28 protein-coding genes, 1 tRNA gene and 1 pseudogene are annotated in these 26,119 nt (G+C 68.0%); 19 read left to right on the top strand and 11 right to left on the bottom strand.

The features are described from left to right. Positions 1-57: 57 nt before the first annotated feature. The 3 genes from IO20_RS0100495 (at position 58) to IO20_RS0100485 (ending at position 2,410) form a co-directional block, all read left to right on the top strand. A complete protein-coding gene (locus IO20_RS0100495; protein ID WP_030547830.1) occupies positions 58-708 on the top strand; it encodes an HNH endonuclease family protein in 651 nt (216 codons plus the stop codon). A gap of 182 nt (positions 709-890) precedes the next feature. Continuing rightward, on the top strand, positions 891-1,463 hold the full coding sequence (locus tag IO20_RS0100490; protein WP_078945887.1) for a DoxX family protein: 573 nt from the start codon (positions 891-893) through the stop codon (positions 1,461-1,463). Between the two features lie 323 nt (positions 1,464-1,786). Continuing rightward, entirely contained in the window at positions 1,787-2,410 is a 624-nt protein-coding gene (locus tag IO20_RS0100485) for a DedA family protein (protein WP_030547834.1), read from the top strand. On the opposite strand, the gene IO20_RS0100480 is transcribed toward IO20_RS0100485, so the two are convergent. Beyond that, complete coding sequence (locus IO20_RS0100480) at positions 2,370-2,630, bottom strand: DUF2277 domain-containing protein (protein ID WP_030207858.1); 261 nt, start codon at positions 2,628-2,630, stop codon at positions 2,370-2,372. The genes IO20_RS0100485 and IO20_RS0100480 overlap by 41 nt on opposite strands. A 149-nt stretch (positions 2,631-2,779) precedes the next feature. Continuing rightward, a complete protein-coding gene (locus IO20_RS0100475; protein WP_030547836.1) occupies positions 2,780-3,004 on the bottom strand; it encodes a hypothetical protein in 225 nt (74 codons plus the stop codon). A 188-nt stretch (positions 3,005-3,192) separates the two neighbouring features. On the opposite strand from IO20_RS0100475, the gene IO20_RS0100470 reads away from it, so the two are divergent. Continuing rightward, positions 3,193-3,951 (top strand): GntR family transcriptional regulator, encoded by a 759-nt coding sequence (locus IO20_RS0100470; RefSeq protein WP_030547838.1) that lies wholly within the window; start codon positions 3,193-3,195, stop codon positions 3,949-3,951. Here IO20_RS0100470 and IO20_RS0100465 read toward each other — a convergent pair. Continuing rightward, positions 3,893-4,699: an MBL fold metallo-hydrolase gene (locus tag IO20_RS0100465; RefSeq protein ID WP_030547840.1), complete on the bottom strand. Its 807-nt coding sequence runs from the start codon at positions 4,697-4,699 to the stop codon at positions 3,893-3,895. The two genes, IO20_RS0100470 and IO20_RS0100465, sit on opposite strands and share 59 nt — an antisense overlap. 126 nt (positions 4,700-4,825) lie before the next feature. Between IO20_RS0100465 and IO20_RS0100460 the strand changes: the two genes are divergently transcribed. Continuing rightward, positions 4,826-5,275, top strand: a complete 450-nt coding sequence (locus tag IO20_RS0100460) for a lamin tail domain-containing protein (protein WP_030547842.1) — start codon at positions 4,826-4,828, stop codon at positions 5,273-5,275. 75 nt (positions 5,276-5,350) lie between these two features. Here IO20_RS0100460 and IO20_RS0100455 read toward each other — a convergent pair whose 3' ends face one another. Beyond that, the gene (locus tag IO20_RS0100455) at positions 5,351-5,890 is read right to left on the bottom strand and encodes a DUF4231 domain-containing protein (protein ID WP_245684837.1); all 540 of its coding nucleotides are present in this window, start codon (positions 5,888-5,890) and stop codon (positions 5,351-5,353) included. Between the two features lie 55 nt (positions 5,891-5,945). Next, positions 5,946-6,341: a hypothetical protein gene (locus IO20_RS0100450; RefSeq protein WP_030547846.1), complete on the bottom strand. Its 396-nt coding sequence runs from the start codon at positions 6,339-6,341 to the stop codon at positions 5,946-5,948. A 182-nt stretch (positions 6,342-6,523) separates the two neighbouring features. Between IO20_RS0100450 and IO20_RS36160 the strand changes: the two genes are divergently transcribed. Next, positions 6,524-6,907 (top strand): DUF4240 domain-containing protein, encoded by a 384-nt coding sequence (locus IO20_RS36160; RefSeq protein WP_245684850.1) that lies wholly within the window; start codon positions 6,524-6,526, stop codon positions 6,905-6,907. 122 nt (positions 6,908-7,029) lie between these two features. Here the strand turns inward: IO20_RS36160 and IO20_RS36155 are convergent, their stop codons facing one another. After that, complete coding sequence (locus tag IO20_RS36155) at positions 7,030-7,425, bottom strand: hypothetical protein (protein ID WP_030547848.1); 396 nt, start codon at positions 7,423-7,425, stop codon at positions 7,030-7,032. Between the two features lie 692 nt (positions 7,426-8,117). On the opposite strand from IO20_RS36155, the gene IO20_RS0100435 reads away from it, so the two are divergent. The 5 genes from IO20_RS0100435 to IO20_RS40175 all read left to right on the top strand — a co-directional run bounded on the left by IO20_RS0100435 (position 8,118) and on the right by IO20_RS40175 (position 12,520). After that, entirely contained in the window at positions 8,118-8,384 is a 267-nt protein-coding gene (locus IO20_RS0100435) for a DUF6959 family protein (RefSeq protein WP_030547850.1), read from the top strand. 134 nt (positions 8,385-8,518) lie between these two features. Then, positions 8,519-8,872: a hypothetical protein gene (locus tag IO20_RS0100430; protein ID WP_030547852.1), complete on the top strand. Its 354-nt coding sequence runs from the start codon at positions 8,519-8,521 to the stop codon at positions 8,870-8,872. Between the two features lie 27 nt (positions 8,873-8,899). Continuing rightward, complete coding sequence (locus IO20_RS40180; protein ID WP_157850718.1) at positions 8,900-9,214, top strand: hypothetical protein; 315 nt, start codon at positions 8,900-8,902, stop codon at positions 9,212-9,214. Positions 9,215-10,587: 1,373 nt separating this feature from the next. After that, positions 10,588-11,331: a hypothetical protein gene (locus IO20_RS0100410; protein ID WP_030547856.1), complete on the top strand. Its 744-nt coding sequence runs from the start codon at positions 10,588-10,590 to the stop codon at positions 11,329-11,331. A gap of 253 nt (positions 11,332-11,584) precedes the next feature. Next, on the top strand, positions 11,585-12,520 hold the full coding sequence (locus IO20_RS40175; protein ID WP_157850717.1) for a hypothetical protein: 936 nt from the start codon (positions 11,585-11,587) through the stop codon (positions 12,518-12,520). Between the two features lie 727 nt (positions 12,521-13,247). Here the strand turns inward: IO20_RS40175 and IO20_RS36150 are convergent. Next, positions 13,248-13,976 (bottom strand): GntR family transcriptional regulator, encoded by a 729-nt coding sequence (locus tag IO20_RS36150; protein WP_245684849.1) that lies wholly within the window; start codon positions 13,974-13,976, stop codon positions 13,248-13,250. Between the two features lie 105 nt (positions 13,977-14,081). Between IO20_RS36150 and IO20_RS41115 the strand changes: the two are divergent. From IO20_RS41115 to IO20_RS0100370, 6 genes and pseudogenes are all read left to right on the top strand, one after another. Next, positions 14,082-14,356 (top strand): annotated as a pseudogene (locus IO20_RS41115) (hypothetical protein); the annotation flags it as partial. Positions 14,357-14,741: 385 nt separating this feature from the next. After that, entirely contained in the window at positions 14,742-14,966 is a 225-nt protein-coding gene (locus IO20_RS0100390) for a hypothetical protein (protein ID WP_030547862.1), read from the top strand. Then, on the top strand, positions 14,963-15,667 hold the full coding sequence (locus IO20_RS0100385) for a GntR family transcriptional regulator (RefSeq protein ID WP_106978531.1): 705 nt from the start codon (positions 14,963-14,965) through the stop codon (positions 15,665-15,667). The genes IO20_RS0100390 and IO20_RS0100385 overlap by 4 nt, the downstream gene beginning before the upstream one ends. Beyond that, positions 15,664-15,945 carry a hypothetical protein gene (locus IO20_RS0100380; protein WP_030547864.1) on the top strand — a complete coding sequence of 94 codons (282 nt, stop codon included), beginning with the start codon at positions 15,664-15,666 and terminating at the stop codon, positions 15,943-15,945. The genes IO20_RS0100385 and IO20_RS0100380 overlap by 4 nt, the downstream gene beginning before the upstream one ends. A gap of 419 nt (positions 15,946-16,364) precedes the next feature. Continuing rightward, the gene (locus IO20_RS38145) at positions 16,365-18,158 is read left to right on the top strand and encodes an AAA family ATPase (protein ID WP_342668728.1); all 1,794 of its coding nucleotides are present in this window, start codon (positions 16,365-16,367) and stop codon (positions 18,156-18,158) included. Between the two features lie 646 nt (positions 18,159-18,804). Beyond that, entirely contained in the window at positions 18,805-19,956 is a 1,152-nt protein-coding gene (locus IO20_RS0100370) for a tyrosine-type recombinase/integrase (protein ID WP_030547865.1), read from the top strand. Here the strand turns inward: IO20_RS0100370 and IO20_RS0100365 are convergent. Together IO20_RS0100365 and IO20_RS0100360 are read right to left on the bottom strand one after the other, a co-directional pair. Beyond that, positions 19,934-20,572 carry a hypothetical protein gene (locus IO20_RS0100365; protein ID WP_030547867.1) on the bottom strand — a complete coding sequence of 213 codons (639 nt, stop codon included), beginning with the start codon at positions 20,570-20,572 and terminating at the stop codon, positions 19,934-19,936. The genes IO20_RS0100370 and IO20_RS0100365 overlap by 23 nt on opposite strands. A gap of 114 nt (positions 20,573-20,686) precedes the next feature. Further along, positions 20,687-20,761 (bottom strand) — tRNA-Val (locus IO20_RS0100360). 324 nt (positions 20,762-21,085) lie between these two features. Between IO20_RS0100360 and IO20_RS0100355 the strand changes: the two genes are divergently transcribed. Both IO20_RS0100355 and IO20_RS0100350 read left to right on the top strand, forming a co-directional pair. Next, entirely contained in the window at positions 21,086-22,402 is a 1,317-nt protein-coding gene (locus tag IO20_RS0100355; protein WP_245684836.1) for a coiled-coil domain-containing protein, read from the top strand. A 69-nt stretch (positions 22,403-22,471) separates the two neighbouring features. Beyond that, entirely contained in the window at positions 22,472-22,687 is a 216-nt protein-coding gene (locus tag IO20_RS0100350; protein WP_030547871.1) for an FmdB family zinc ribbon protein, read from the top strand. 11 nt (positions 22,688-22,698) lie between these two features. Here the strand turns inward: IO20_RS0100350 and IO20_RS0100345 are convergent, their stop codons facing one another. Together IO20_RS0100345 and IO20_RS0100340 are read right to left on the bottom strand one after the other, a co-directional pair. Beyond that, on the bottom strand, positions 22,699-23,520 hold the full coding sequence (locus IO20_RS0100345) for an HAD family hydrolase (RefSeq protein ID WP_245684835.1): 822 nt from the start codon (positions 23,518-23,520) through the stop codon (positions 22,699-22,701). Between the two features lie 116 nt (positions 23,521-23,636). After that, entirely contained in the window at positions 23,637-26,111 is a 2,475-nt protein-coding gene (locus IO20_RS0100340) for a phosphoribosyltransferase (RefSeq protein WP_030547875.1), read from the bottom strand. Positions 26,112-26,119: the final 8 nt, after the last annotated feature.

Here is a 26,119-nt window from a genome sequence, read left to right as displayed (position 1 = left end):
CCGGCGCCCCACGGGGACGGCCTCCGGGCACAGTCCCCCCAGCTCAAGGGAGTTCACATGCCCGTCGGCATGATCTACGCGCGTCGACTCGCCGTTCTCGCCACCTCCGCCGCCCTCACCGTGACCGGCCTCCTCGCCACCGCCCCGACCGCCCAGGCCGCCATGCCCACCCCGGTCAGCGCCGCCACAGCCCGCACCTACCTGGCCGCCCTCACCGTGAAGGCGGAAGGTTCCTCCACCGGCTACAGCCGCGACCTCTTCCCGCACTGGATCACCCAGTCCGGCGCCTGCAACACCCGCGAGACCGTCCTCAAGCGCGACGGCGTGAACGTCGTCACGGACTCCAGCTGCGCCTCGGTGAGCGGCAGTTGGTACTCCGAGTACGACGGCGCCACCTGGACCGTCGCGTCCGACCTCGACATCGACCACGTCGTCGCCCTCGCCGAGGCGTGGCGCTCGGGCGCCAGCTCCTGGACCACCTCACAGCGCCAGGCCTTCGCGAACGACCTGACGCGGCCGCAGCTCATAGCCGTGACGGACAACGTCAACCAGGCGAAGAGCGACCTCGACCCGGCGGAGTGGCTGCCGCCGCGCACCGCCTACCGCTGCACCTACGCCCGCGCGTGGGTGCACGTGAAGTACCACTGGAACCTCAGCGTCGACTCCGCCGAGAAGAGCGCCCTGCAGTCCGTCCTCAACGCCTGCTGACAGCAACCCTGCTGAATCGGCTTCGACAAAGGCCACCGGGGAGCAAACCGCGCCACCCGCTCCCCGGTGGCCGAATGTTGAACTTGCAAGTATTACTGAGGGATGCCTAACCTTGCGGCCTCATCGGTTTCCGTCCCCCACTCCCCGTCCCCCACGGACGAGGCAGGCCGAAGGAGTCCCCCATGAAGAACACGAACACCACGAGCACCACGAACACCGCGAACACCACGGACAATCCGAGCGGCCGGAGCGGCCAGGGAGGCCAGAGCGACACGGGCAGCCTCACGGACCGCCTGAACCAGGCGCAGCCCTACGCGCTCGGCCTCTTCCGCATCGTCGTCGGCCTGCTCTTCGCCTGCCACGGCGCCGCCTCGCTCTTCGGCGTCCTCGGCGGCGCGATGGGCGGCGGCACGATCCCGGCCGGCACCTGGCCGGGCTGGTACGCGGCCGTGATCCAGCTGGGCGCCGGCGTCCTGGTCCTGGCCGGACTCGGCACGCGCAGCGCCGCGTTCCTCGCCTCCGGCTCGATGGCGTACGCGTACTTCAAGGTGCACCAGCCCGAGTCCCTCTTCCCGCTCCAGAACGGCGGCGAGACCGCGGCCCTGTTCTGCTGGGCGTTCGCGCTCCTGGTGTTCACCGGCCCGGGCGCGCTGGCCGTGGACCGGCTCTTCGGAGCCCGGGTCGCGACGGGCTCGACGACGCGCAGGACGAACGAGGACCGCGAGGAGCAGGGCACGCCGGTCGGCGCCGCCTGAGCACGGCCACAGAGACAGAACAGCCGCCTCCGTACGGGAACGGGAGCAGTTTCCGTACGGGAACGGGCCCCCCGTACGGGAACGGGAGCAGTTTCCGTACGGGAACGGGCCCCCTCCGTACGGGAACGGGAGCCGTCTCCGTACGGGAACGGGCCGGAATCCGCAGCACGTCTTCCGGCCCTTTTCGCCCCCGAAACCCCACCCCGCACTCCACCGGCACCCCCGGCGCCCGCGCATCACCCGCGCGGCACCCGCCCGACGTCCCACCGGCACCCACCCGGCAGACGGCCTCCCGCCCCCGCGTAGGCTCAGGCCCTGTGAATCTGCTCGACAGCCTGGGATCGCTGCGGTCGCTCACCGCCGGCCCATGGATCTATCCGGTGGTGGCGACGTCGATCCTGCTCGACGTCTTCCTGCCCGTGCTGCCGAGCGGCTTCCTGGTGATCACGGCCGCCACGGCGGCGGCCACGGCCACCGCGGCGACCCCCGGCATGCCGTCGCTGCTGCCCCTGCTCCTCTGCGCGGCCACGGCATCCGTGCTCGGCGACTTCCTCGCGTACCGGCTCGCACGCCGGGGCGGGGCCAGGCTGGACCGGGCCATCGCCCGGTCGAAGCGCCTGTCCCTGGCGCAGGAACGTCTCGGCACCGCGCTGACACGGGGCGGCGGCCTGCTCGTGGTCCTCGCGCGCTTCGCCCCCGCCGGCCGCTCCGTGGTCTCCCTCGGCGCGGGCGCGGCGAAGCGGCGGGTCGAGGAGTTCCTGCCGTGGTCGGCGCTCGCGGGCGTGACCTGGGCCTCGTACAGCGTGGGGCTCGGCTGGCTCGGCGGGCAGTGGCTGGGCGCGACCTGGTTCAGCGCGGGGGTGTCGACCCTTGCGCTCTTCCTGGCCGGCGGTCTCGCCGCCTACCTCATACGGCGTCCGGCTGTGGCTCCCGCTCCTGCCTCCTGACACCGGGGTGCGCCCCGCGCACCTCCAGGTCGTCGAGAAGTCTCGCGGTCGCGGCGGCGATCTCGTCCACGGCCCGGTCGAAGACCTCGCGGTTGTGGGCGGCGGGGGCGCGGAACCCGGAGACCTTGCGGACGTACTGCAGGGCGGCGGCGCGGATGTCCTCCTCGGTCGCCTCCTCGGGCAGCGCGGGCGGTCGGAGCGTCTTGATGCTGCGGCACATGCCTCCAGTGTGGCGCGCCCCACTGACAACCGCCGAGCCCGCACAAAGGGCCACCGGACCGAGACCACCAGGCCCTACCCGACCGAACGCCCGACGCCCCTCACAAGCCCCCCAGGCCTGCTCAGGCCCGCTCAGGCGCGCTCAGGCCCTCAGGCCCCCAGCCCCCGCCGACTACGCGCGTTGATCTCGGCGGCGCGGGCGCGCAGCTCCCGCAGGGGCGTGGCCGGCTGGACGTCGGTGGGCTCGGCCTCCCATTCGCCGCCGCCGTGGACGGCGCGGATCAGAAAGCGTCCGGAGACGCTCTCCACATAGAAACCGACCCGCCCGGTGGCGTTGTCGCGGACGAGGTCACCGACCTCGGGAAGTGGCTGCACGCATCCTCCGTCCCGATCTCCCTGAAACGTGGGGACACCCAGAGAAGCCCTACGGCCCCGCCCTGTCAACGTATCTCTAGAGATGTCCCCCGATGGATGGATCGACCGGGCGGGGCGGCGTACACGTGTGCACCCTGGCCGCGGGGTGCGCCGTAGGGTGTCCCGCAAATGAAGGGAGTGGTCCGCCCGTGACTGACCAGGAAAGCGCTCGTCGGCCCAAGTACCAGCGCATCGCCGACGAGTTGAGAACCGCGATCCAGTCAGGCGCCTTCGCGCCGGGCGACCGGCTCCCCGGCGAGAACGACCTCATGACGACCTACGAGGTCGCCCGGATGACGGCGCGCCAGGCCCTCGCCGTGCTGCGCAACGAGGGTCTCGCGGAGGCCCGTAAGGGTGCCGGGGTCTTCGTCCGCGTCTTCCGCCCGCTGCGCCGCCGGGGCATCCCGCGCCTGTCGGGCGAGCAGTGGGGCAACGGACGCTCGGTCTGGTCGGCGGACGTGGAGGACCGGGACCTGGTCGTCGACCAGATCGAGGTGGCGGAGACGCCGGCCGGCGCGCGGGTCGCGGGGGCGCTGAACCTGCCGCCGGGCGCACCCGTATGCGTCCGCAGCCGCCGCTTCGTCCTCGACGCCAAGCCGGTGCTGCTCTCGGTCTCGTACCTCTCCGCGGACCTCGTGCGCGGAACGCCGATCACGGAGCCGGACACCGGGCCGGGCGGGACCTACGCCCGGCTGGCCGAGCTGGGCCACCGGCCGGTGCGGTTCCGCGAGGAGATCCGCTGCCGGATGCCGACGGCGGAGGAGTCGGACCGGCTGGCCCTTCAGTTCGGGACGCCGGTGGTCCTCATCGGGCGTACGGCGTTCAGTGGGCCGGGGACGGCCGTGGAGCTCAACGAGATGACGCTGGACTCGTCGGCGTACGTCCTGGAGTACGACTTCGACGCGTGACCTCGATCCGCAGCCCCGGGTCGGCGTGGGCCACCTCGCCGGGGAACTCGGCGGCGGCCAGCGCGACGGCTTCTTCCGGCCGCACGCCCGCCCCGACATGGGTCACGACAAGCCGGCCGGCACCGGCATCGGCCGCGCTCCGGCCGGCCTGCGCGGCCGAGTGATGCCCGGCCCCCGCCCCGTCCGCCTCGCACACGAGAAGGTCACAGTCGCGGGCGAGTTCGACGAGGGAGGGACAGGGTTCGCAGTCCCCGGAGTAGACGAGCGAGCGCCCGGCCTCGTCCTCCACGCGCAGCGCGAAGGCCGGCATCCCGTGCTCGACGGCTCGCGACCGAAGGGTGAGCCCGCCGACCCGGACGACATGCCCGTCGTACAACTCCTCGACGCGGAAGGCGCCTTCGACGGGGCTGCGGTCGGGCCCGTTGGTGAGGAAGCCGGCGAGCCGATCCGCGATCCCGGCCGGCCCGAACAGCAGTACGGGCAAAGGCAGTTCAAGTCCCGCGTACAGCAGGGCGTAGTAGGCGGTGAGGAGGTCGGCGGAGTGATCGGCGTGCAGATGGGAGATCCACACCGCGTCGACGTCACCGAGGGCGACGTACCGCTGGAGTTCGGCGAGGGTGCCGCTCCCTGCGTCGACCCAGACGCGCACGCCGCCGCCCTCGACGAGATGGCCCGAACAGGCGTTGCCGGGCCGGGCGAAGGGCGTCGCGGAACCGAGGACGGTGAGACGCAGGGGTTCGTCGGCCATGGGACGACTTTAGGTCACAGCCGACCAACTCACGGGAATCTGTGCGGAAGGAGTGAAGGTCATGCATATTCTGTGTGCTCGCCGGGCCCCATCGGCGGGCGTTCCGGCAGAAACCGAGGGACATCCATGCTTCGCGTACGCACACTCGCGGCCCTGACCGCGGCCGCCGCCTCCGGCATCCTTCTGCTGCCCACGCAGGCGCAGGCCGCCGGCTCGGTCCACCTGTACAAGATCTACTACGACAGCCCGGGCACGGACCGCGGCGGCAACTACAGCCTCAACGGCGAGTGGGTGCAGATACGCAACACGACCGCCTACGCGGTGAACCTGCGGGGCTGGACGCTCACCGACGCGGCCAACCACAAGTACACCTTCGGCACCTTCACGCTCGGCGCGGGCAAGATCGTCACGGTCCGCACGGGCAAGGGCACCAACAACGCGACGAGCGTCTTCCAGAACCGCGGCTGGTACGTCTGGAACAACGACAAGGACACGGCGACGCTGCGGAAGTCGACCGGCACGTGGGTCGACGGCTGCTCGTACAACTCGACGCAGGTCGACTACAAGTGGTGCTGACCCCGCAGCACCGCAGGTGAACACCACGGGCCCCGGGGACAAGGCGCCCAGGGGCCCGCTCGACCTCCACCGCGCTCACACCGGGCCGTCCTCGACCGGCGACCGCGGGGCGGGAATCCCGTGCCGCTGCACATCGGCACCGACCTGCCCGCCGAGCGTCATCACGTTCAGGGTCGCGGAGTTCTCGTTGGCGATGGCCTTCTCGACCCGGGCGACCAACGTCGAGAACGCGTCCCGCTTCGACATGTCGTGGTACGGCCCGACCTTGGTCTCGAAGTACACGCGCTCGTGCCCGAGGAGCTGTTCGGTCGACCGGTAGTTCTTCCACTGCTCCCGGTACCGGTACACACTCTCCAGCGACACGGCGGCGACGACGACGAGACTCAGCACCGTGGCCGTGACCCGGGCGAAGACCAGGTCGAGATTCACGAACACGGGCACGAGCGCCCCACCGACGACGGACACGGTCCGCATCCGCAGATGCATCGCCTTCATCCGGGTCGCCTTGGAGTCGTACCACTCCTGGTACTGCGAGAGCCTCGTCTCGATGTACCGCTGCGGCGTCATCTCACCGCCCTGCACCCCGATCTCGGGCGCGTCCCCCACCTCAGCCATACAGGAAGTACACCCACTCCGCCAGGTCCACGTCAACGGCAGAGCGGGGCGGGCGTCAGACCGGACAGGCGACAAACCCGCCACGCGCGACACCAGAGCCGATCAAGTGGGCCCAGTCGAGCGTCTCGGGCAGCTCGTCGAGCGACAGGACAAGCGCCCCGCCGGCCCGCTCGGTGTCCGCACACCAGTCCCCCATGTCGCCGGGCACGAGGACCCCGTCGGCGACATCGACCACAGGGGCCACAAGAGCGGGAACGACAACCCCGGCCTCCCCGGGCCCGTCCACGACGCACATAGTGAGCCGAGGCACGATGCTCCACCCACCACACAGGGGCACCGCCCCGTCCGTCACGGCCAGAGTCGGCAGAAGTCCGTGAACGGATGCCTCGGAAAGCAGCAGCGCAGGGGTGACACCCCGAACGAACAGGGTCTTCTCAGGACTCAGAAGCATGGACCAACTCTGCCAGCCCGAAACACACGAAAGAGCAGCGGGGCAGGACCGCCCCCGGCAGATGTCAGACCGCCCTGACAGCCTGTGCCGCGTGAGAGTGACATGGACCGACTTCTGGGCACTGACAGCCACCCTGGACGGCAAAGCAACCGAGGAGAGCTGCCGACGCCTCGCCGAGGAACCTGAGCCGCCACCCCGCCCCCCACATCATCGGCTTCGCGGAGCACCTGTCAGAGGCCCTCTACCGCCTGGACCAGGAGAAGTTCGGCACGCTCCCGGTCGTCGACCTGACAGCCCGGTACGGCAGCCCCTTCCCGCAGTCGGCCGACGTGTTCCTGTACACACGCTGCGCTGTGGTCGCCGCAGGGCAAGCGGTGTGGGAGAGCGTCTTCTCCGACGCCGACAAGTTCGCCCCGTACACCTCAAGCGAGCGCGACGGCGAATGGCTGCTGTACGTACCGGACAAGGCGTACGAACTGGCCACAGGCAAGAAGTGGAACCACGCGACCCGGTACTGCTCCGAGAGCTACTCCAACAGAGACGGCTGGCCAGACCTACGAGCCTGAGGCGAGCTACCGCTTGAAGCGACGCCTCCCATGCTCACACAAAAAGCCCCCAGCCACGGAAGCCGCCTCCGACCGCCTCGTCCGACACGTAGAGAACGTGAATGCCTGCTGTCTCCCGATAGCTACGAACGAGCATGAAGCTCGTGGAGGGAGTTGACCTGCCCGATCCAAAACGCCAGTTTCGCCATCGCGGAGGAGCCCTTGGGAAGCAGGTCGAGCTGCTGCGCAAGTGCATAGAAACCGGGCCCGGCATCATTCGCGCCGAGGTAGTGCACCAGGGCAGAGATCATGAGTCTGGTGTCCGGGTAATCGCGCTCGACGATCAATCCGAGCAGGCGGCCCATGGCAGCACGTTCATCCGCCTGCTCGAAGTCAAAGCCAGGAATCCCGGTCCGCCGAACCAGCACAGAGTTCATCTCCGTGTAAGTCGTGACCTTGCGGAGCTGTGCCCGCTCAACGAGGAACTTCAGGCCGGCATCGGTCAACTGGTCCCATGCCTCATCGCTCCGGCCGTACACCGCCCACCCCCTGTGCTCGCGATCCAGGTGACCGAGTATGCCGAACAGACGGCCTGGCCGAGCAGTTTCGAGCACACACGGCCCCGAGGCCCTGTCGCCTAGGGCGCCTCAGAGGGTCGATGGCCTACGAAAGGGGCCAATTTTTTTTCGACCCAGGAATGGCCGCGCACTGCGCCACCACTGCTTCCTGGAGCCGGTGCAGTCCGAGGCGGAGATGGGCTCTCTCTTGATGGCCAGTGGCTAGCGCAACCAACGCGGCTGGGAGCGCGGTAGGCCGCGTGCTTCGACCAGTTCGCCCGGCTCAGAGGTTTCCTGGGGGCTTCCCCTCATCGCTGGCCACCATAGGCCTGGGATCGTGAGAGCCTCGTCTGTCAGTACCCGGAGATACTGTCGTGCCTGCGCGCGGCCGGTTTCCGAGGTATCCAGCTCTGTAGTGCAGCTGCATCCCTGGCTCTGTCCGGGGGCGGCCTGGTGCAATTCCGGGACCCAACCGACGGCCAGGCTCCGCCGATGGCCAAGAGTGACCTGCCAGCGCGGGCCGCGCGCACGCCTTCCAAATCTGTTGATGCCGCGTGACAGCCTGCACCAGGCTGTCCACCTGCGTTCAGGCGCGGTCAGTGATGCCGAGCGCCCCAACCTCGGCCCTGGCCCTGAACCAAGCTGGACGAGACGGGCACTGAGACGGAGGCTCGATGGAGCGCGTGGAAGCCGAGCTGTTCACCGACGGTGGCAACGACGCCGTAGTACGCCTGCCAGGCCGTCGCTTTCCCGGCGTCCTGGTCCAAGGCGACACCCTCAGCACGCTCTCCGCGGACGTGGCTGAGCTCGTCGAACTCTGCGCCGCCGGCGAGCTGGAGGAAGCCCGCCGAGTGGCGAGCCTCCTCCGGCAGGATCTCGGGGTGAAGCTCCAGCGCTACACCGACGCTCTCGACGCCCACGGGGAGCGACGACCCTTCTGACCGTAGCTCTAGCCGGATCGGTCAGCGGGGGCATACCGGCGTCCCTGAGGCCCCGGAGGAACGCTGCCGGGCGGGGGCGATGAGTGGGTTGCGGTACCTGGCTGCTGTACCGCAGGATCCCGACGGAGGTGAGCATGGAACGGCACGTACTGGAGAAGCTGTTGGCCAATGACGAGGCGGCGTCCGTGGCGGCTCTGGCCGCCCTCCATGACGGCGCCACCTATCACACGTTCGATACGACGCAGCCCTCAGGGCAACATGCCGGGGTCTTCTCACGCCGGCTTCAGCGCGCGCGGCTGCGCGGAGTCGAACCTCTCGGGCTGGAACGAGCGGTGCAGCTCCTCAGGGAGCACGGCCGACCGGTGCGCGGAGGGATGATCGATTCTGCTGATCAGAAAGGGAGCTTCGTCTTCTACCTCACCGAAGACGGCAGCGCGCTGGTGGCCTGCTTCCGCCTACAGCGGTGGAGCGAGCGATCACCGCTGTAGGAGTTCGGTCGGGCAGGTGTTGCCAGGGTGGGACGGCTGCTCGCGGACGCAGTGCGGAGCCGTGGACGACTGCTGTCATTCGCCGTCGTAGATGTCAGTGGTGGATGTCGGCTGCCGCCGATCCGCGAACGGCCGCCGATAGTCAGAGGCGTCCCCGACCGGGGGACAGTCCCTGCCGACCACGACGTAGACGGGGTGCTCTCGATCCCCGGCTTCCAGGTTCAGGAAGATGTCCTCGTGGTTCGCGAACCGGTGCAGGTACTGGACGAACAGCTCCAGCTCCTCATCGGACAGCCGCTCATCGTGCCGCTCGTCGTGTATGCCACCCCCGCTACCGGCTGATCAAACGGTTCGGACAATACCCAAGGCTGCGGAAGTCAGCGGACCGAGCCGGGAAAGGGACAGAGCTCCAGCGGTTCATCCTGGCGGTCGGTCCAGTGCCACCATAGGGTCCGGCCCTGACAGCGCCCACAGGAAGCGGCGGACCCGCTCTTCGTCCTCTTCACGCTTGCTGAGAAAGAATCCCTTCCATTCCATGGGCCGGTCGCAGTCGGGGCACGGGAGCGGCCAGTCGGCCATTACGCGGAACCTGCCTCGGGCGAGCCGGTTCGGCGTTCCTCCGCAGAACACAGCGGAAGCCCCCAGCCATGATCGGCTGGGGGCCTATTCCCTGGTGGGCGCGGACGGTTTCGAACCGCCGACATCTGCTTTGTAAGCTCGTGCGGGGCGCCCTCGCCAAGGGCGGATCGCTGGTCACCACCGCCACGGCAGCTCGCGGGCGACCGCTGTCATCCGCCGCCGTTGATGTCAGTGGATGTCAGCCGGCCGCACTCGACGGCCCGTTACCGCCTCTTCCGAAGCTTCTTCATCTTGGCTTCGGCTTCCTTCTTCTTCCGCTGCTCGACCCCGTACGGGGACCAAGCCCCCTGGTGCTTGGAGCACCGCGAGGTACCCGTCATCGCCTTGTTCCGGCAGCGGCCTCCGCTCTGGGTAGGAGCACTGCACGTCGGCTGAATCATCCTGTCCCCTTCGTCGTCGGACAGTGAAATGCTTCCAGCGCTCGACGCAGAGCGGGGAGGCGCAACCGCGGCGGACGGCAGCACGCCGACAGCACAGGCCCCAGAGAACAAGCTCAGACTTCTCCCGCCGTACCGACCGGACGGCCCTGAGCACCCATGTCGGCTACTCAGAGCCTTACGGCATCACGCCTTACTCCTCACTCGGTCAAGAACTTCCTCAGAGTGAACCCCAGGGTGGCTACACCGATGAAGGTGACACCCCCTCCCCCCAGCGCGGCGTACGCAGGCGCTCCCACCGTCCAAAGAGCGGCGGTGCTGAGCATGGCGGCCATGAGCGCACCGAGCACGATGACCGCCGCCCAGAGGCCTCGGAGCGATGAGTCGTGGTTGGACAACCTCTATCAATCCCCTCATCCGTGGAATCGCGGCAGCATCCCAGGTGGGCCACGCGACGATCTCCGGCTTGACTGAGGCGATGTTGACAGGGGGAAAACAGCAGGTCAAAAGGGGTATTTGCCGTCTGTGCAGGAGTCACCTGACATCAGCAGATGAGTAGTCTTCCTTTGCCTCGTATAGGTCTACGCTCTTGCTGTAGTCTCTCGACCCTCGTGACGGGATCCATAGAGAAGCTCCAAGCACCCCCGTGTACCCCTGTTAGCCCCATATCCCTGTTTCTCCTGCAGGAAGGTAAAAGACGTGCCACTCGATGGACGCCAGCCTGAGGCGCTCGCCTACTTGCAGGGGGCAGCGGACAAGGCGAAGAGGCGGGGGCACATCCCTTTCCCGCCGGCGTTCGTCATCGCACCTGAGGACGGCGACTCACCTCCGCCGCTTGCTCGGCTCATCCAAGGCGGGCGCGGCGGCAAGGTGCGTCTCCAGCTTTACCTGTGCATCACCATGATGGCCACGAAAGAGCCCTTTGACCTGCGCAGACCGCCGGGCCCGAACGGCTGGACGCAGATGCTCGCACTCGACCCGAGGACGGGGCCAAGGCGGGTGGCCAGCAACTTGAAGTGGCTGGAAGAGAACCAGTTCATCGACCTCCAGCCGCAGTGGGGGCGGCCCTCGGCGATCACCTTGCGGAGCGCCACCGGTGATGGAGGGGTGTACACGCAACCAAGGGAGGAGGGCCGCTACGTCGGCATGCCGGTCGAGTTCTGGACACGGGGCTGGCTCCTCCAGCTGTCGCCAACGGCAACGGCCCTACTGTTTGCCCTCAGAGAAGCCCTTGGAGGGCACTCGGAGCCTCGATACATCCACACGGCGAGGCGTCAGCGCTACAACCTGTCCTCGGACACGTGGACCAAGGGCCGCAAGGAACTCGAAGCGCAGGGGCTATTGACCGTCAAGCGCGAGCCGCAGGGGGACTTCTACGACTTCACGCGACTGAGGAACGCCTACCAGCTCACCTTGGAGCGCCTGGACCATCCACCTTCCTAGCCGTGACGGAAGCGCACGCAAGCCGGCTCTGCCATCGATTGAACTTGCGTGCGCCTGTCGTAGCCAGCGACGGCGACGGGCCCACGCTTTGGCACCCACTAGGCAGGACCAGGCCACCTGGCCGTCCCGATCAAGCCAAAGCACACGTGCGCGCACGCGGCTACAGCTCGCTTTACGACAACTCCTTGCGGAGATCGTCACGGACCGTCACGCTATGTGGCTACGCAGCTGTACAGCGAACGAGGTGGGGGCCATGGCGACGAGGACAGGGACGGTTGCCTTCTTTGAGATCGTGCGCGCCAAGGATGGGGTTAACCCCCGCATGGAACATGCAAATTGGCAGGCACCTCTCATGGAGATTGAGAATCGACCAGTTTCCGATCGAGTTTTGTCCCACACCCAACACAGCTACATCGGCCAATCCGTCCACGCCTCCGGTCGATTCAATCTTCTCGTCGGAAGAGTAGGAACCAGTGAGCTCCAGACAGTGGATCTCGATTTGGGGCGAATCGAGGAGATGAGACTTGAGGGAAACAAAGGAACCATCGACACGACAACGGTATGTTTCCTGGACTACGGAAATATCATCGGCGTCCTGCAAGGGAAGCCAGGTTCCCCCCGAGCGTCTTCTATTCAACGGTGGCTCAACGGATGCAACGTCGCGAGTGAGGAAATCGCCCTCTGGCCTGTAATCGGGCAGAATGTATGGGAGAAGCTCGAAAAGGCAGACGCCGTTCATAGCTTCGAGTTCAGCTACCGTCCGAGCCCCGCCATCCCGCCCCCCGACGGAGAGGGATTGGCAAGCTTTGTAAGACTTAGCTCCGAACGCTACCCGGATCATCGCATTTCACTGAAGCTGGAAGTCCCCAAGAAGAATGGGCCCGGGCCAGTAGCACGCTTCCGCGCACAACGCAGATTGCAGGGCGACATCCACTCCCTGATGTCAGAACTCGGCTACCTGGAGGAGCCTAGCGGGATCGATCGCGCGCAGGCCAACATCACATCGATCGATGAAGATGGCGAAGTGACCGATGAGCCACTCGACTTCATAAAGCACCACATTACGGTCAAGTGCCGCATTGAAGTGGGCTCAAACTACCCGCGTCCTCGCTACGAGTCCGCCGTAGAGGCGATCCTACAGGTGGCACGCGACCGCGAAAGGGACCTGAGGGCCGCTGTCAGTGCCTAGGGCTAGTGTTGGACTCCTTGGGTCGAGGGGGTGTGGCAGCTATGTTCCGGGTGGTCACAAGAATCAAGAATATATGGAGCGAAACGCCAGGCCTTGATTGGCTGGCCGCAGCGCTCGTACTCGCTATTCACGCAGTCTGGTGGAAATCTGGAGGGATGTCGGCTTTCTTCGAGAGGCCAAGCCTGGATAGAAGGAAGGATGTTTACACGACGACTGCTTCTGTCGCGGCCTTGGTTGGCGGATTCGCCACCGCGGCCATCGCGCAGTACGCAAGTTCCCGCGGCGATACAATCCAAGCCATGCGTCAGCGGTTCGGGCCTAGCTTGCGACGGAACTGGTCCAGCATCCTGAGCAGCATGCTCTTGATTGCCGGAGGGTGCATCGTCCTTCTTTTGATCGACCGGAACTCCAAACCGGGATTCTTGGCTTGGCCGGCCGAGGGCTTGCTGCTCCTGGGCTCCCTTCGCTCCATGCGCCTCATTTGGCTTTTCAACGCACTAATTGGCGTCACGGACCGAGACGCGATCGAGCCCGCACGGTCTCCCGCAATTCGGCTGGCAGGCGAGCCGCCTAGCGATCCGCTGTCCGGGTCCACGACGCATCACCCCTAAGCGGTCCATAAAGCTAGCCTGACGGCCAGGAGCGGCTGGCAATAATGGCGGCTGTTGCCTCCATTTACTGCTGCAGATACCGAACCAAGCGACTCTACCCCCTATGCGAAGCCTAGTCAGCGGCTGATCGGGATCTCGTAGACGATCTCGCAATGGGCGGTGGGCACGATGATGTCGGCAGTCTCGACGGGGCGGCCCTCGTCGCTGTAGTACGTCCGCCGGATATGCGTGACGAGCGCGGCCTTCTGGATCCCGAGAAGGGAAGCCTCCTCCGCAGTCGCCTGCCGCGGCTCGGGCTGCTCGACGGCGTGGCTGACGGTGACGCCGATCTGGGCCATTCGGTTCACAACGCCGGCCCCTGCATGCGGTCCACCCTCAGGCAGAACGACAAGGGTCCCGCCGGTGAGGTCGTACGGCTCCCAGCTCGTCGACAGCTGCACGGGACGCCCGTCGGCGAGGAACTCGTAGACGGTCCGGACGCACAGTTCGCCCTCACCGACCCCGAGCCGCGCAGCGATCTCCGCCGGCGCGGGCACCTTCGCATCGGTCCGGCTCTCCCAGCCACCGTTCCGCCCGACGGCCTTCATATCTGCCCGGAACGGCGACCCGTCAGGCTGCTCGCGCGCCGCGGACCGCACCATCCGCACCCGCTGCCGAGGCTCGGCCACGTAGGTCCCGGACCCGGCCCGCCCCTCCAACACGCCCTGGGAGATCAACAGCTCTTGGGCCCGGCGGACAACGTTCTCGCCCACCCCGCACTCCTGGCCGATCTGAGCCCGCGAGGGCAGCCGGTCTCCAGGACTCCACTCGTGCTCCGCGATCCGCCGCCGCAGTTCGTCGGCGATACGGAGTTATGGCGGCTGCTCAGGCATATGGAAAATCTAGTCCACTAGCTCTAATCTAGTTAACTAGCTTCACTTAAAGTGATCACCGGTAACGGAGGCTGCCCTGTGCCTGCTCCCGAAGTAAGCGCGGAGGCTCTCGCCACCCGGTTGTCCGCCCTCGGACTCACCACACGCGTGCTGGCCCACACCAGACACACGTCGATCGAAGCGGAGGTACCGGAAACCCTCCCGGCAGAAACATGGCGGGAGGTCCTGGAAGTCCTGGCACAGGCAGACCGCTTCGGTCTCCTCGCCACCAGCCTGGGCGGCCGAACCCTCTGGGCCGCCGTGAACAAGCGGTCCCCGCGACACACGACGTCCGGGGACCCGGCCATCAGCGATGGGAGCTGATCAGCATGCGCAACCGTATCCGCCGCGCACTCCACTCGACCAGACCGCGGCCGGTCCGAACCGCCCATCCCTACAAGCCCTTACGCCGCACCACCCCACCGGGACGGACCATCGGCCACGGCGCCAGCACGCCCTGCGTCAGTCGGTACGCCGCCCCCACCACCGAGCGCCCCCACCTCACCCAGGCGGAGACGGCCTGATGCCCCACACGAAGCCCACCCCGTACCGCTCGTCCCGGTGCCAGATCGGCACCCATCACGAGTGCGCCCACTCCTCCCCGGTAACGGCGCCTGTCGACATCCCGGTGATCTACGAGGCGTGCGCCTGCCCCTGCCACATGCCAGCGACCGCCCCGCCCCACTCGGAGGCAACGGCATGAAGTCCTGGGCCCCGACCGGCGCCGTGGTCGCGCCCATCGAGATCACCTCGATCAACGTCCAGCGAGGCGACGTCATCCAGATCGGCGGCATGCCCTGCCGAGTAGCCGACCTCCGCCAACTCCCCCTCGGAGCCAAACGCCTCCTCTTCGAAACGGGCGAGCAACTGACCATGCACCCCCGCACCCGCCTGGTCGCCCTCCGAGTCCAGAAAAGGTGGTGACTACGACCGTGCCGACCCTCCGCGACACCATCGCCGAAGACCTCCGCACCCAGATCACCACCGGCCACCTCAAGGCCGGAGACCGCCTCCCCTCGGAACCCAAACTGGCCACCCACTACAAGGTCAGCACCCCGACCATCCGCCAGGCACTCGCCCTCCTCCAGGCGGAAGGGCTCATCGAGAAGACCCACGGCAAGGGCAACTTCGTCCGCACTCCGCTACGCCGCATCGCCTACACAGGCGGCGCCGGCATACCGTTCGCCCGCGACCTCCAGACCACCATCCGCACGACCAACATCCGGGCCCGCGGCCACATCAGAACCCTCTTGAAGGTCCCGTCCAACACTCCCCTGACGGAGTTCCACTGCATTACCTACGAGGGCGATACTCCCCGAAGCGTGGCCCGCATCTACATCCCCCGCGAGCTCGCCCCGGCCGCACAACTCGCCTCGTCCTCCTGGCCCGGCGGTCGAGACGTGGACCGTACGGAAACCCAGGAGACGGTCACCGCCCGCCTCCCCACTCCGGATGAGGCAGCCGCCCTCCGCATCAGCCCCACGCGGACGGTCCTCACCATCACGCGCATCGCCCTCAACTCCACCGGCCGCGTACTCGAAGCCGCGCTCCTGGCCCTCCCCAGCGACGCCGCAGACGCGGTATTCACCACCCACCCGACCCTCAAGGAGGAGACGGACAGATGACCTCCCGTGACGAGCTGCGGCTCCTCCCGTGGTCCGGCCCCGACGGCAAACCGTGCTTCCTGAGCACCGACGACGACAGCAGCCGCCTGTCTCGCCTGGCCGACACCCTCGAAACGACCTGCCTCGACCAGGCGGCCGACGTACTGCACCACGCCATCGAGCTGCTCGGCCTCCCGGAGCCCGACCCGGTGGATCTTCGTGCGGCGTCCGCAGATCTCACGACTGCCCTGGGCCAGGTGCTACGCGTTGCAGAGAGCCGCGGCCGACGCCTCCCATAGGCGGGGTGCTCGCCCACGCCAACAAGGCATCCCTCCTCGAAACGCCATGGGGCACAGGGCCCCATATGTACGACCACGAAGCCCCCAGCATCTCTGCCGGGGGCTTCTCGGACACACGGCTTCGGAGGCCCTTTGCGTCCCGCATGTTGCCGCCGGTCGCAGGGGAGCTGGGGCTCAGTGCAGCGCGTCGTCCACGCATAGGCCACGTTGAGGCGGCTAGTCCAGCAGCTATTCCTCTTGGAAGCCGGTTCGCAACTTTCCTCCCAGAGTGACCTGTTTTTACCCCTCAAGGGCGACACAACACATGGCGGCCCTTCCCGCCGTAACAAGCAGCAATGGGATGGTTACATGACGACGCGTAGCGGGCTAAGATCCCCTGACCGGTAGAGGGCGACGCCGAGGCGGCGAGATCATCCACAGTGAAAAACCGGTGGCCCCGCACTCCGGCCCGAGGCCACCCTCAGCACTGTAAGCCCCCTCGAAAATCTCTCCAAATAGCGAGGTGCAGGGTGCGAATTAGGAGTGTGCGAGTTAAGGGCTTCAGGGGAATTCCACATCAAATGACCCTGAATTTCTCAAACTCCGACAGCTCGACCCCTTTGTCGTGTCTCCTGACTGGAGAGAATGGAGCGGGTAAATCAACTTTCGTCGATGCGCTCGAATTTTGTATCTCCGGAAGGTACCCACGATTCGCCAGCGAATCCAAGCAACACTCGCTTGAGCGACTTCGCAATGTCGTCAGCCCCGATCAAGCTACAGAGGTTGAGGTCACCTTCGCGGACGGATCCACCTTTAAGCGTTCAGTGGTCGAGATAGATGGGGCCTTGGATAGCGTCCCGAGAGCTCCACATCCTGCTTTCCGTGGAAGCGGCTTGGCCCTACATAGAGAAGAGATCATTAGCTTCCTTAGAAGCGCCCCCAGAGCACGGCACGGCGTATTCGCGGAATTCATGAGAAATGTCGCTTCTGTCTCAGCTGTGCCTCAAGAATATTCCGACGCAATCAGCCACGCTGAATCACATAGAGAAACATGCACGATTGCGCGCAACAACGCGGCAAGGGTGCTAGCGAAGATCACTCGATCTAATTTTGGTGGGTTGAAGACTAAGTTGCACGACTTGGCTTCGTTCAATGCCTGGTTTGCGTCACGGGGATATTCCAGGAATCAGGATACGCGCCAGGGCAGGATTACGGCACAGAGGAAAGAGATCTACGAACAGGCGGCCATCGTCCGGAAGGAGATTGGCCGTGTTCGAGCAGCGAGCGACGAGGTCGCAAAAGCAAGGAAGGCTGCTAACAATGCACCGCTATTCTCACTTCTTGGCGAGGTCGCCCAGACTCTAACTGACAGCTTCAAAAGGATTTCCCCTACAGCCGAGTCCGTCATTTCAGTCAGCCTGGAACTCTCCTCGGAAAGTGCAGAAATTGCACTCATTGCTAAACTTTCCAATGGTGTTACAGTACGCGCTGAGGGTTACTTCAGTGAGGCGAATTTGGATCTCCTGGCGTTGCTTCTATTCCTTTCTCTCATGAAGTTCGCAAGTGAGCACGGGCAGCCGAAAATCATGGTGCTCGACGATGTCCTTCAGAGCGTAGACTCGGCCATTAGGGTAAAGGTTGCACGATACCTCCTTGAGGAATTCAAGGGGTGGCAATTCTTGGTTACCTTCCACGATCGGCTCTGGAAGGAGCAGTTCTCTGCGGTCTTCGCGGCGAAGCATCAGTTTGTTGAGAGGGAAGTTCACGACTGGGGCTTTGCAACTGGCCCAAGGATTATCGAGGCCCGTAGAGACGCCTCAGATGACCTGCGGGGTGTAGTTGCAGCGGATGATCCCAGGCTAATTTGCGGAAATGCCGGGTACCTATTGGAGACGCTATCCGACTGGATGAGCAAGAGCCTTCAGACCTCGGTAACTCGAAGGTACGGCGACAAGTACACCCTCGGTGACACATGGCCGAGCGTGGCAAAGAAACTGAGGGAGATTGGCCTCAAGGAGGAAGCCAACCGAGTCAACGACTACATGTGGCTAAGGAATATCCATGGGGCTCATTACAATGAATGGGCCACAGGGCTATCTATTGTTGACGCCCGGAATTTTGGTGATGCCGTACTGGAGTTGTGGGATAAGGTATGGTGCAAAACCTGTCGTCAAACCATAGGGAAGCATGGAAACATTTTTCACTGCAACTGCGGAATCATTCGCTTCCCATGAGCTTCTTCAGAACGGCCACGATCGGGTGACGGCCTGATCTTCGGAAGCCGAGCGCAACCGCAGATCAGAGCCTGGTCAACTCGACAGAGTCGTTCACCCTCTGGAGTGGCCGCTGAAGAGGCTCCATGACGTGAAGAAGCCGGCGCGTAGCAACAGTTCCAGCCCCCATCCCGTCTGCCGTCGACCCACACACCGTGGAGCAGGCGCGGTGCCGGGCGTCCAGGTGGAGCGCGCCACTGTACGAACGACCTGGACGCCCGGTGCCGTGTCTGCTCGGCTCTGCCTGGGTCGACGGCAGACGGGATGGGAGCCACCCACCTCCACACCCCACCGGCCGGCACCCGCCCGCGAGCCCCTCCCATCCTGGAGCCTGAGCGCCCCCGCCGGAGGCATCGTCTTGAGTCGCACTCGCGTACGGCCTCGGCCGCGTCGTGGTTCGTCGCCCAATAACCCGAGCTGTCAGGCGTGCGGCCGGCGGTCGGGCTGGAGCGGGGCGGAGACAGGAGCGCAGGCCCGGGCGACGGGCCGCGCGCGCCGCGCCATGCGCGGCGGGTGCCTTGGTCTCGATCACCGTCGGCCGCTCGCGCCGTGTCCCCATCGACGCCGTCCGGGACTTCATCGACCACCAGATCGAGGAGGCCGCCTGATGGCCACCCAGCGCAAGCGCAACCCCAACGGGGCCGGCACCATCACCCAGCGGTCCGACGGCCGCTTTCAGGCCGCCGTCTACGTCCTCCAGCCCGACGGCACCCGCGCCCGGAAGTTCGCCTACGGCAAGACCTGGGCCGAGTGCGACGCAAAGCGCCGTGCGCTCCTCGACAAGGTCAACAACGGCGTTCCCGTCCCGACCCGTTCGATGAAGCTCTCCGAGTGGCTGCCGTACTGGCTGGACAACATCGTCAAGCCGCGCCGCAAGAAGACCACCGCGGCCAAGTACGAGGTGCACGTCCGGCTCTACCTCGTCCCGATGCTCGGCTCCAAGCGGCTGGAATCCCTCGGCGTCGCCGACGTTCGGCGCTTCCTCGTCCAGTTGGAGAAGAAGACCAGCGCCGCCACCGCCAAGGAGTCGCACCGCGTCCTCCGCACCGCCCTCACCGCCGCCTGCCGCGAGGAGCTGGTGAGCCGGAACGTCGCGACGCTCGTCGAGCCGCCGACCGTCGCCGCCCGGGAGCTCTCCCCCTGGTCCCTGGACGAGACGCTCGACTTCCTCGCCGCCGCCCGGAAGGACCCGCTGTACGCCGCCTTCGTGCTCGCCATCGCCCTCGGCTTCCGCCGTGGGGAGGTCGTCGGCCTCCGCTGGGAGAACGTCGACCTCGACAAGCGGGAGATCCGAGTCAGGACGCAGCGGCAACGAGTGGCCGGTGAGGTGTACGAGGACGACCCCAAGGGGCGTCGGCGCAAGCAGACGCTTCCCCTCCCCGCGATCTGCGTCGCTCCCCTGCGGTGGCAGCGTCTCAAGCAGGCCGCCGCCCGTGAGCGTGCCGGGGAGAAGTGGACGGAGACCGGGTACGTCTTCACCACGCGCACCGGCCAGCCCATCGAGCCGCGCAACCTGTACCGCTCGTTCACCCGCGTCGCGAAGAACGCCGGTCTCCGCGTCGTCCGGCTGCACGACGCCCGGCACGGTACGGCGACGCTCCTCACCGCGGCCGGCGTCCCGCCCCGCGTCGTGATGGAGATCCTCGGGCACAGCCAGATCGCCGTGACGATGAACGTGTACACCCACGTCGTCCAGGACACGCAGCGGGAGGCCGTGAGTCACGTGGATCGACTGCTCAAGAGCCGTCCCCGGTCGTAGGACCTTCGAGGTCAGTGCACCGGCTCGACTGATCGGCTACCCAGCGGAGGACGGCGTCACGAACCTCCGTCTGGGAAGCCGATCGCGTCTGCTGACGCTCACCGGTCGTACCCGCTCGGTGTTCCATCTCGTAGATGGCGTCCTCGGAAAACAGAACCTGGAAGTAGCAGTCACCTTCATCGTGGTCGGTCAGCCGCTGGAGAACCACGTACTGCCGCTCCTCCAGCCCTGCAAGCATCGCCTCGACGGCGGCGGCATCAGGGTCGTACGTCATCTGTCCCTCGTCGGTCAGCGCGACGAGCCTGACGGGCCCGAGGCCCCGTCTTTGTCGCCCTTCCTGGGTCCACTGCCCCTCCTGGGCGGTCAGAAGAGACGGCGGAACCGAAGGGCCGTCGGGGTTATAGACGGCTATCGGGTCGTCCGGGTCGGACCACGAGCCCACCGTCCACAGGCGGTACACGTGGACACCGCCCCCTGGCAGCGGGACCGACAGAGTGGCCGGCGCGGGAGGGCCGGGGATGCAGCGGCCCACGTCCTCTCCGTACGGGCCGCCGTGGAAGACGGCGTGCATCCAGCCCTTCGGCGGTCTCCCGGTCGTGTCGAAGACGTCCTCCACCGCTCCCCCTCGTGGAGTCCCGGCCCTGGAACCCCAGCCACAGTGACCATGGACGTTGATGTCAGAAATAGATGTCAAAGGCCCCTCGCCATGATCGGCGAGGGGCCTTTGTGCTGGTGGGCGCGGACGGTTTCGAACCGCCGACATCTGCTTTGTAAGAGCAGCGCTCTACCCCTGAGCTACGCACCCGTGGAGGAGGCAACAGCCTACATGGCGGACCGGTGGGTGCCGCAAACCGATACCCCGGGGGCGGTGGGGGCGTCTTCGGGGCGTCACGCTCCGTGGTGGGGGGGGCGGGATGCCGGGGCGTCGTCCGCGTTCGTTCGTGCTCGGGGTGAACTGATCTGTCTGTGTGTTCGTCCTTACCTGGTGGGAGAATGAACCGGACCGGGCACGGCGGACACAGCACGGGAGAGGTACGTGGCGGCGAGCGACGCGAGGGGGGACGGCGGCGTTCGGCGTCGTGACGTGCCGAGCCGGGGGGAGCGTCGATCCGCTTCGGGGGGCGGAGGGGTGCCTTCCGTGTTCGGGATCGGGCTCGTCCTGCCGCTGCTCGTCGGGGCCCTGCTCCCGCAGGCCTTCGCCGGCGGCGGCACCCGGCGCTGGTTCGGCGGGCGCGGTGAGGGGCAGCGGGCCGAGGCGCAGGCCGCCAAGGACGCCGCCGCCGCGGCCTTCTACGAGCTCGACACCGCCCAGCGCGGGCTGCGGATCTCCATCGAGACCATCACCGCCGTCGACAGTTCCCCGGAAGCGCGCCGCGCCGTCGAGGGCTTCGAGGGGCTCGGGCGCCGTATCGACGAGGTCAGCCACGTCTACATCAGCGCCGTCGACGCCCATGACCTCGACCGTGACGAGCTCGACGCCGCGACCGCCGGCCGGGCCCGCACGGAGCTGGCCCGCGCCAAGGAGGAGCTGGATCGGGTGAAGGGCGAGCTCGACCGGTTCGAGCAGGGTCTCGGGCCGCTGCTCGACCGCGCCGAGACCCAGCTCGCCCGGCTCGCCCCCGCCGTCGAGCGCGCCCGGCAGGCCCTGCGCGGCGCGAGCGGCGCCCTGGACGCCGTACGGGAGAGCGGGCTGCGTGCCGACGACCTCGCCGCCCGGCTCGCCGCCCTCGGGCCCGAGCTGACCCGGCTCAACGAAGGCGCCGGACGGCACGGCGTCCCCGAGACCCTCCAGCGCGCCGACCGGGTCCTGCGCGACGCCGAGGCCGTACGGGCCGAGGCGGAGCGCCTGCCCGAGCGGGCCGCCGAGATCGATCGGCGCCTCGTCTCCCTCCGTACCCGCACCGAGGCGCTCGGCACCCGCGGAGGGGGCGTCGAGCCGGTCCTGTCCGAGCTGCGGCGGCGCTTCACCGCGCACTGCTGGCAGGACCTCCAGCACGTGCCCGAGCAGGCCGCCGTCACGCTGCGGCAGGCCGAGGAGCGGCTCGCCGAGGCGGCGAAGGCGCGGGCCGAGCAGCGCTGGCCCGACGCGACCTCGCTCCTGTCGACCGTCCGCGCGCTGCTCGACTCCACCGACGAGGCGGTCTCGGCCGCCGGCGACCGGCTGCGCCGCCTGGACGCCGTCGCCAAGGACCCGAAGGCCGAGATCGACCGCGCCCGGTTCGCCGTACGGGACGCCCAGCGGCTCGCGATGGCCGGGCGGACCACTCCGGACCCGCGCCATGCCCGGCCCCTCGACGAAGCCGTCGCCCGCCTCGACCGGGCCGTCGACGGTCTGGAGGGCCGGCACCCGGACTACTGGCACTTCCTGACCGAGCTGGAGGGCGTACGGGCCGCCGCCGCGCACGTCGTCGGTCAGATCAGGGAGGAGCGCGGCACCGGCCATTGAGCCGGGGCGGAGGGGGACCTCGGCGCCGGGGGTCTGCCGGCACGTGGGCGCAGCCTCTAGCCTGGTCCCATGCCTCGTTACGAATTCCGCTGCCGCACCTGCGGCGACACCTTCGAGCTCAGCCGTCCGATGGCCGAGTCCTCCGATCCGGCCTCCTGCCCCGCCGGGCACGACGACACCGTGAAGCTGCTCTCGGCCGTGGCCGTCGGCGGCTCGGCCGCGGGCGCCCCCGCACCGAGCGGCGGGGGCGGCGGCGGCTGCTGTGGTGGGGGCTGCTGCGGCTGACCCCCGGGTTCCTACACCGCGGCGGCCGCCCGGAAGCGGCGCAGGATCTCCTCCCCCGCCGCGACCCCGCGTTCCACGAGGACGTCGAGGTGGGGGGCCGTCCAGTCGCTGTCGGCCAGTTCGCCGTGGCCCGGGCGCCAGGCCCGGTCCGCGGCGAGCAGCAGGTCGGCGTCGAGCAGGGAGTCGCCGGCGGCCAGGGTGAGCGTGGCGCCGGTGCGGCGGGCGACCTCGCGGACGGCCGCGCTCTTGGTGAGCGGCTTCGGCACGGCGTACACCTTGCGGCCCTGGAGCGACACCGTCCAGCCGCGGTCCCCCGCCCAGGCGCCGAAGCGCGCCAGCCATTCCTCGGGGAGTCGTTCCCGCTCGACGACCAGGTAGGCGAACAGGTCCTCCGCCACGCGGTGCTTGCGCACCCAGGACAGGTCCGTGGTGGCGGTGAGGTAGGCGCGGATCTCGGAGAGCGGCGCGCACTCCTCGGCGAGCCGGTCCAGGACGGAGGCGTGCCAGTCCTCGTCGGTGGCGCCGTCGACGAGGATGTGCCCACCGTTGGCGCAGATCGCGTACTTCGGTGCGGTGCCGGGGAGTTGGATGCGCTGGTACTGCTTGCGCGTGCGTGTCGTGGTGGGGACGAAGACCGCTTCACCGGTCAGCCGCGCGAGGAGTTCGGCGGCGTCCTCGGTCATGTAGGAGAGCGGCTTGGACTCGTGGACCTCGACGCAGAGCAGCCGGGGCGCCTGGGCGTCGGGCATGCCGAGGGCGAGGGCCGCGGACGAGTAGATGAGGGTGCGGTCGAGGTCGCTCGCGACCAGCGTCGTACCCACCGCCGTGCTCACAGCCGTGCCTACTTCCGCGCTCACTTCCGTGCTCACCGCCGCGATCTGCGCCGTGGTCGGTGCCGGTGCCTGCGCCGGCGCCTGTGTCGTCGTCACCTGTGTGATCGGGGTCGTACTCACTGGGACACCACCGCCTTGCCGTCGGCGCCTGTCGCACCCCTGGTGTAGTGAGGGTGTATCAGTCCCACGCAGCTGTACGGGAGTTCGTCGACCAACTCGACCGGGACGCCGCGCTGCTCCGCGAGCAGGCGGACGTGCGCGAGGTCGGCGTCGGCGCCCCGCTTGGCGAGGATCTTCCAGGGGACGCGCCGGAGCAGGACCCGGGTCGTCTCGCCGACGCCCGGCTTGACCAGGTTGACGTCGTGGATGCCGTACTCCTCGCTGATCCGCTCCACCGCGGCCCAGCCCTCCCAGGTGGGGGTGCGGTCGGCGGCCAGGAGTTCCTTGACGTCGGTGTCGACGGTTCCGGTGACCTCGTCGAAGCGGGCGGCCACCGCGTCGAGGAAGTCGTTCGACACGTCGGAACCGGCGAGTTCGCGGTAGAACTTGCCGCCGTGGAAGTCGTCGGGGCCGACGAGGTCGGCGCGCAGGACCGTGCGCGATATCAGGCCGGACACCGTGGAGTTGAGGCACGCGGAGGGGATGAGGAAGTCCTCGCGGGTGCCGTACGTGCGGACGCAGGAGCCGGGGTCGGCGAGGACCGCGATCTCCGGGTCGAAGCCCTTGATGCCCTCGGTCGCCTCGAACGCACGGATGGCTTCGGCGAGTTCGCGGGTGATGGCGCCCTTGCCGGTCCAGCCGTCGACGAACACGACGTCGGCGGGGTCGTGGTGGGCGGCGAGCCAGCGCAGCGCGTTGGCGTCGATGCCGCGGCCCCGCACGATGGACACCGCGTAGTGGGGCAGGTCGAGGCCGTGGCGGGCCTGCGCCCAGCGGCGCATGAGAACGCCGACGGGTGTGCCGGCCCGGGCGAGCGAGACGAGCACCGGGACGCGGCCGGGACGCTCGGCGAGGACGGTCTCGGTGACGGTGCCGACGGCGCGGGCGATCCGGGCGGCGGAGCCCTCCAGGGCGGTGTGGAAGAGCTCCTGGTAGCGGGCGCTGGGCTGGTACTCGACGGGGAGCGACTCGGCGTAGTGCGCGCCGCCGCTCTGGATGGCTTCCTCGCGTTCCTCGGTGGGCGCCTCGAGCTCGACGTCCGAGAGGTCCTGGAGCAGCCAGCCGACCTCCTCGGGTGCGTACGAGGAGAAGGCGGGGCCGCGGAGGGGCTCGGGCAGCATGGAGCTCCTTTCGGGAGCTTCGGAGTCGGAGACCTGGGGCGTGTACGAGGGGACGACGGCGAGCACCACGCGCGGGACGTGTGCGGTCAGCTGCGCGAGGAGGCCGTCGGGGGCGTGCAGGGCCGGGGTGTCGGCGGTCGAGTCGACGACGGCCACGACGGCGTCGAAGCCCGCGCCCGCCACGTTGTAGGCGTAGCGCTCGCCGGGTCCGTCGGCGGGGTCGTCGTGGGCGGGGAAGACGAGCCGGGTGCGTATCGCGTAACCGGGGTCGTCGACCGCGAGGACGGGCGAACGGGTGGTGGTGGAGTACCGGACGTCGTGTCCGGCGTCCTCCAGGGCGGTGCCGAGGCGGAGCGGCGCGTACATCAGCTCCTCGAAGCCGAGGACGAGGACGCGGGGCTTCGCGACCGGCGGTTCCGTGGCGGAGGGGGCTCGCAGCGCTTCGGCGATGCTGCCCGCCATGCGCGGCAGCGCGGCCTCCAGGACCGCGCGGTGCTCGGGCGTGAAGCCGTGCCTGCCGCCGTCGGGTATGCCCTCGGGCCAGCGGAGCTCGATCCGCACGGGGGCGGGGGCCTCGACGGGGCGTACGGGCACGGGCGTCCCGGAACCGGTGGCCTCGTGCTCCGCCACCAGCGCCTGGCCCTTCTCCAGTACGCCCTCGGGGAGGCGTACCGTTCCGGCGGCGCCGGCGATCAGGTCGACGCGGGCACCGATCTCCGAGGCGAAGGCGTCGAGGCGGTCCCGGTCGGCGGGTGCGCGCATGTCGACGAGGGCGACGACGACGTACCGGTCGCGCGGGTAGCGCTCGTGCAGGGCCCGCACGGTGTTGAGGACCGTGTTGCCGGTGGAGAACTCGTCGTCGACGAGGACCAGCGGCCCGTCGCCCGCGAGCAGCTTCGGGTCCTCGGGCAGCAGCAGGTGCGAGGTGGCGTGCGAGTGCGACTCCTCGAAGCCGCCCGCGCGGGCGACGCCCGCCACCGGCCGCCGGGTGGAGTGGAGGTACGGGGCCGGGCCGAGGCCGTCGGCGACCGCGTGGCCGAGGGCCGTGGCGGTCTCCGCGTAGCCGAGGACGACGGAGCGCGCCGCCTCCTCGTCGCCCAGGAGGGCGCGGACGCGCCGCCCGAGGTCCAGGCCGGAGCCGTACACCACGGACGGCCGCTGGGGCACGTGCTTGCCGAGCACGCTGGAGACCAGCAGATGCGCCCGCTTGGGGTTGCGACGCAGTGCGAGGCCCAACAGGGCCGGTAGCTCCTCGTCGCCGATCAGTTCGACGCCCAGTCGCTCCGCGACCCACGTTCCGGTCCACACCACGTCGTCGA

It is taken from the genome of Streptomyces exfoliatus (genome assembly GCF_000725545.1).
Taxonomy (GTDB): domain Bacteria; phylum Actinomycetota; class Actinomycetes; order Streptomycetales; family Streptomycetaceae; genus Streptomyces; species Streptomyces exfoliatus.
The sequence above is the reverse complement of the archived record's forward strand: the minus strand, read 5'-3'. Positions and strand labels throughout refer to the sequence as shown.

Bases quoted from the DNA above. Each gene is read 5' to 3' on its own strand.
- IO20_RS0100495 (WP_030547830.1), top strand. From the start codon at position 58: ATGCCCGTCGGCATGATCTACGCGCGTCGACTCGCCGTTCTCGCCACC.
- IO20_RS0100490 (WP_078945887.1), top strand. From the start codon at position 891: ATGAAGAACACGAACACCACGAGCACCACGAACACCGCGAACACCACG.
- IO20_RS0100480 (WP_030207858.1), bottom strand. From the start codon at position 2,630: ATGTGCCGCAGCATCAAGACGCTCCGACCGCCCGCGCTGCCCGAGGAG.
- IO20_RS0100465 (WP_030547840.1), bottom strand. From the start codon at position 4,699: ATGGCCGACGAACCCCTGCGTCTCACCGTCCTCGGTTCCGCGACGCCC.
- IO20_RS0100460 (WP_030547842.1), top strand. From the start codon at position 4,826: ATGCTTCGCGTACGCACACTCGCGGCCCTGACCGCGGCCGCCGCCTCC.
- IO20_RS0100455 (WP_245684837.1), bottom strand. From the start codon at position 5,890: ATGGCTGAGGTGGGGGACGCGCCCGAGATCGGGGTGCAGGGCGGTGAG.
- IO20_RS0100450 (WP_030547846.1), bottom strand. From the start codon at position 6,341: ATGCTTCTGAGTCCTGAGAAGACCCTGTTCGTTCGGGGTGTCACCCCT.
- IO20_RS0100435 (WP_030547850.1), top strand. From the start codon at position 8,118: ATGGAGCGCGTGGAAGCCGAGCTGTTCACCGACGGTGGCAACGACGCC.
- IO20_RS0100430 (WP_030547852.1), top strand. From the start codon at position 8,519: ATGGAACGGCACGTACTGGAGAAGCTGTTGGCCAATGACGAGGCGGCG.
- IO20_RS40175 (WP_157850717.1), top strand. From the start codon at position 11,585: ATGGCGACGAGGACAGGGACGGTTGCCTTCTTTGAGATCGTGCGCGCC.
- IO20_RS0100390 (WP_030547862.1), top strand. From the start codon at position 14,742: ATGAAGTCCTGGGCCCCGACCGGCGCCGTGGTCGCGCCCATCGAGATC.
- IO20_RS0100380 (WP_030547864.1), top strand. From the start codon at position 15,664: ATGACCTCCCGTGACGAGCTGCGGCTCCTCCCGTGGTCCGGCCCCGAC.
- IO20_RS0100370 (WP_030547865.1), top strand. From the start codon at position 18,805: ATGGCCACCCAGCGCAAGCGCAACCCCAACGGGGCCGGCACCATCACC.
- IO20_RS0100350 (WP_030547871.1), top strand. From the start codon at position 22,472: ATGCCTCGTTACGAATTCCGCTGCCGCACCTGCGGCGACACCTTCGAG.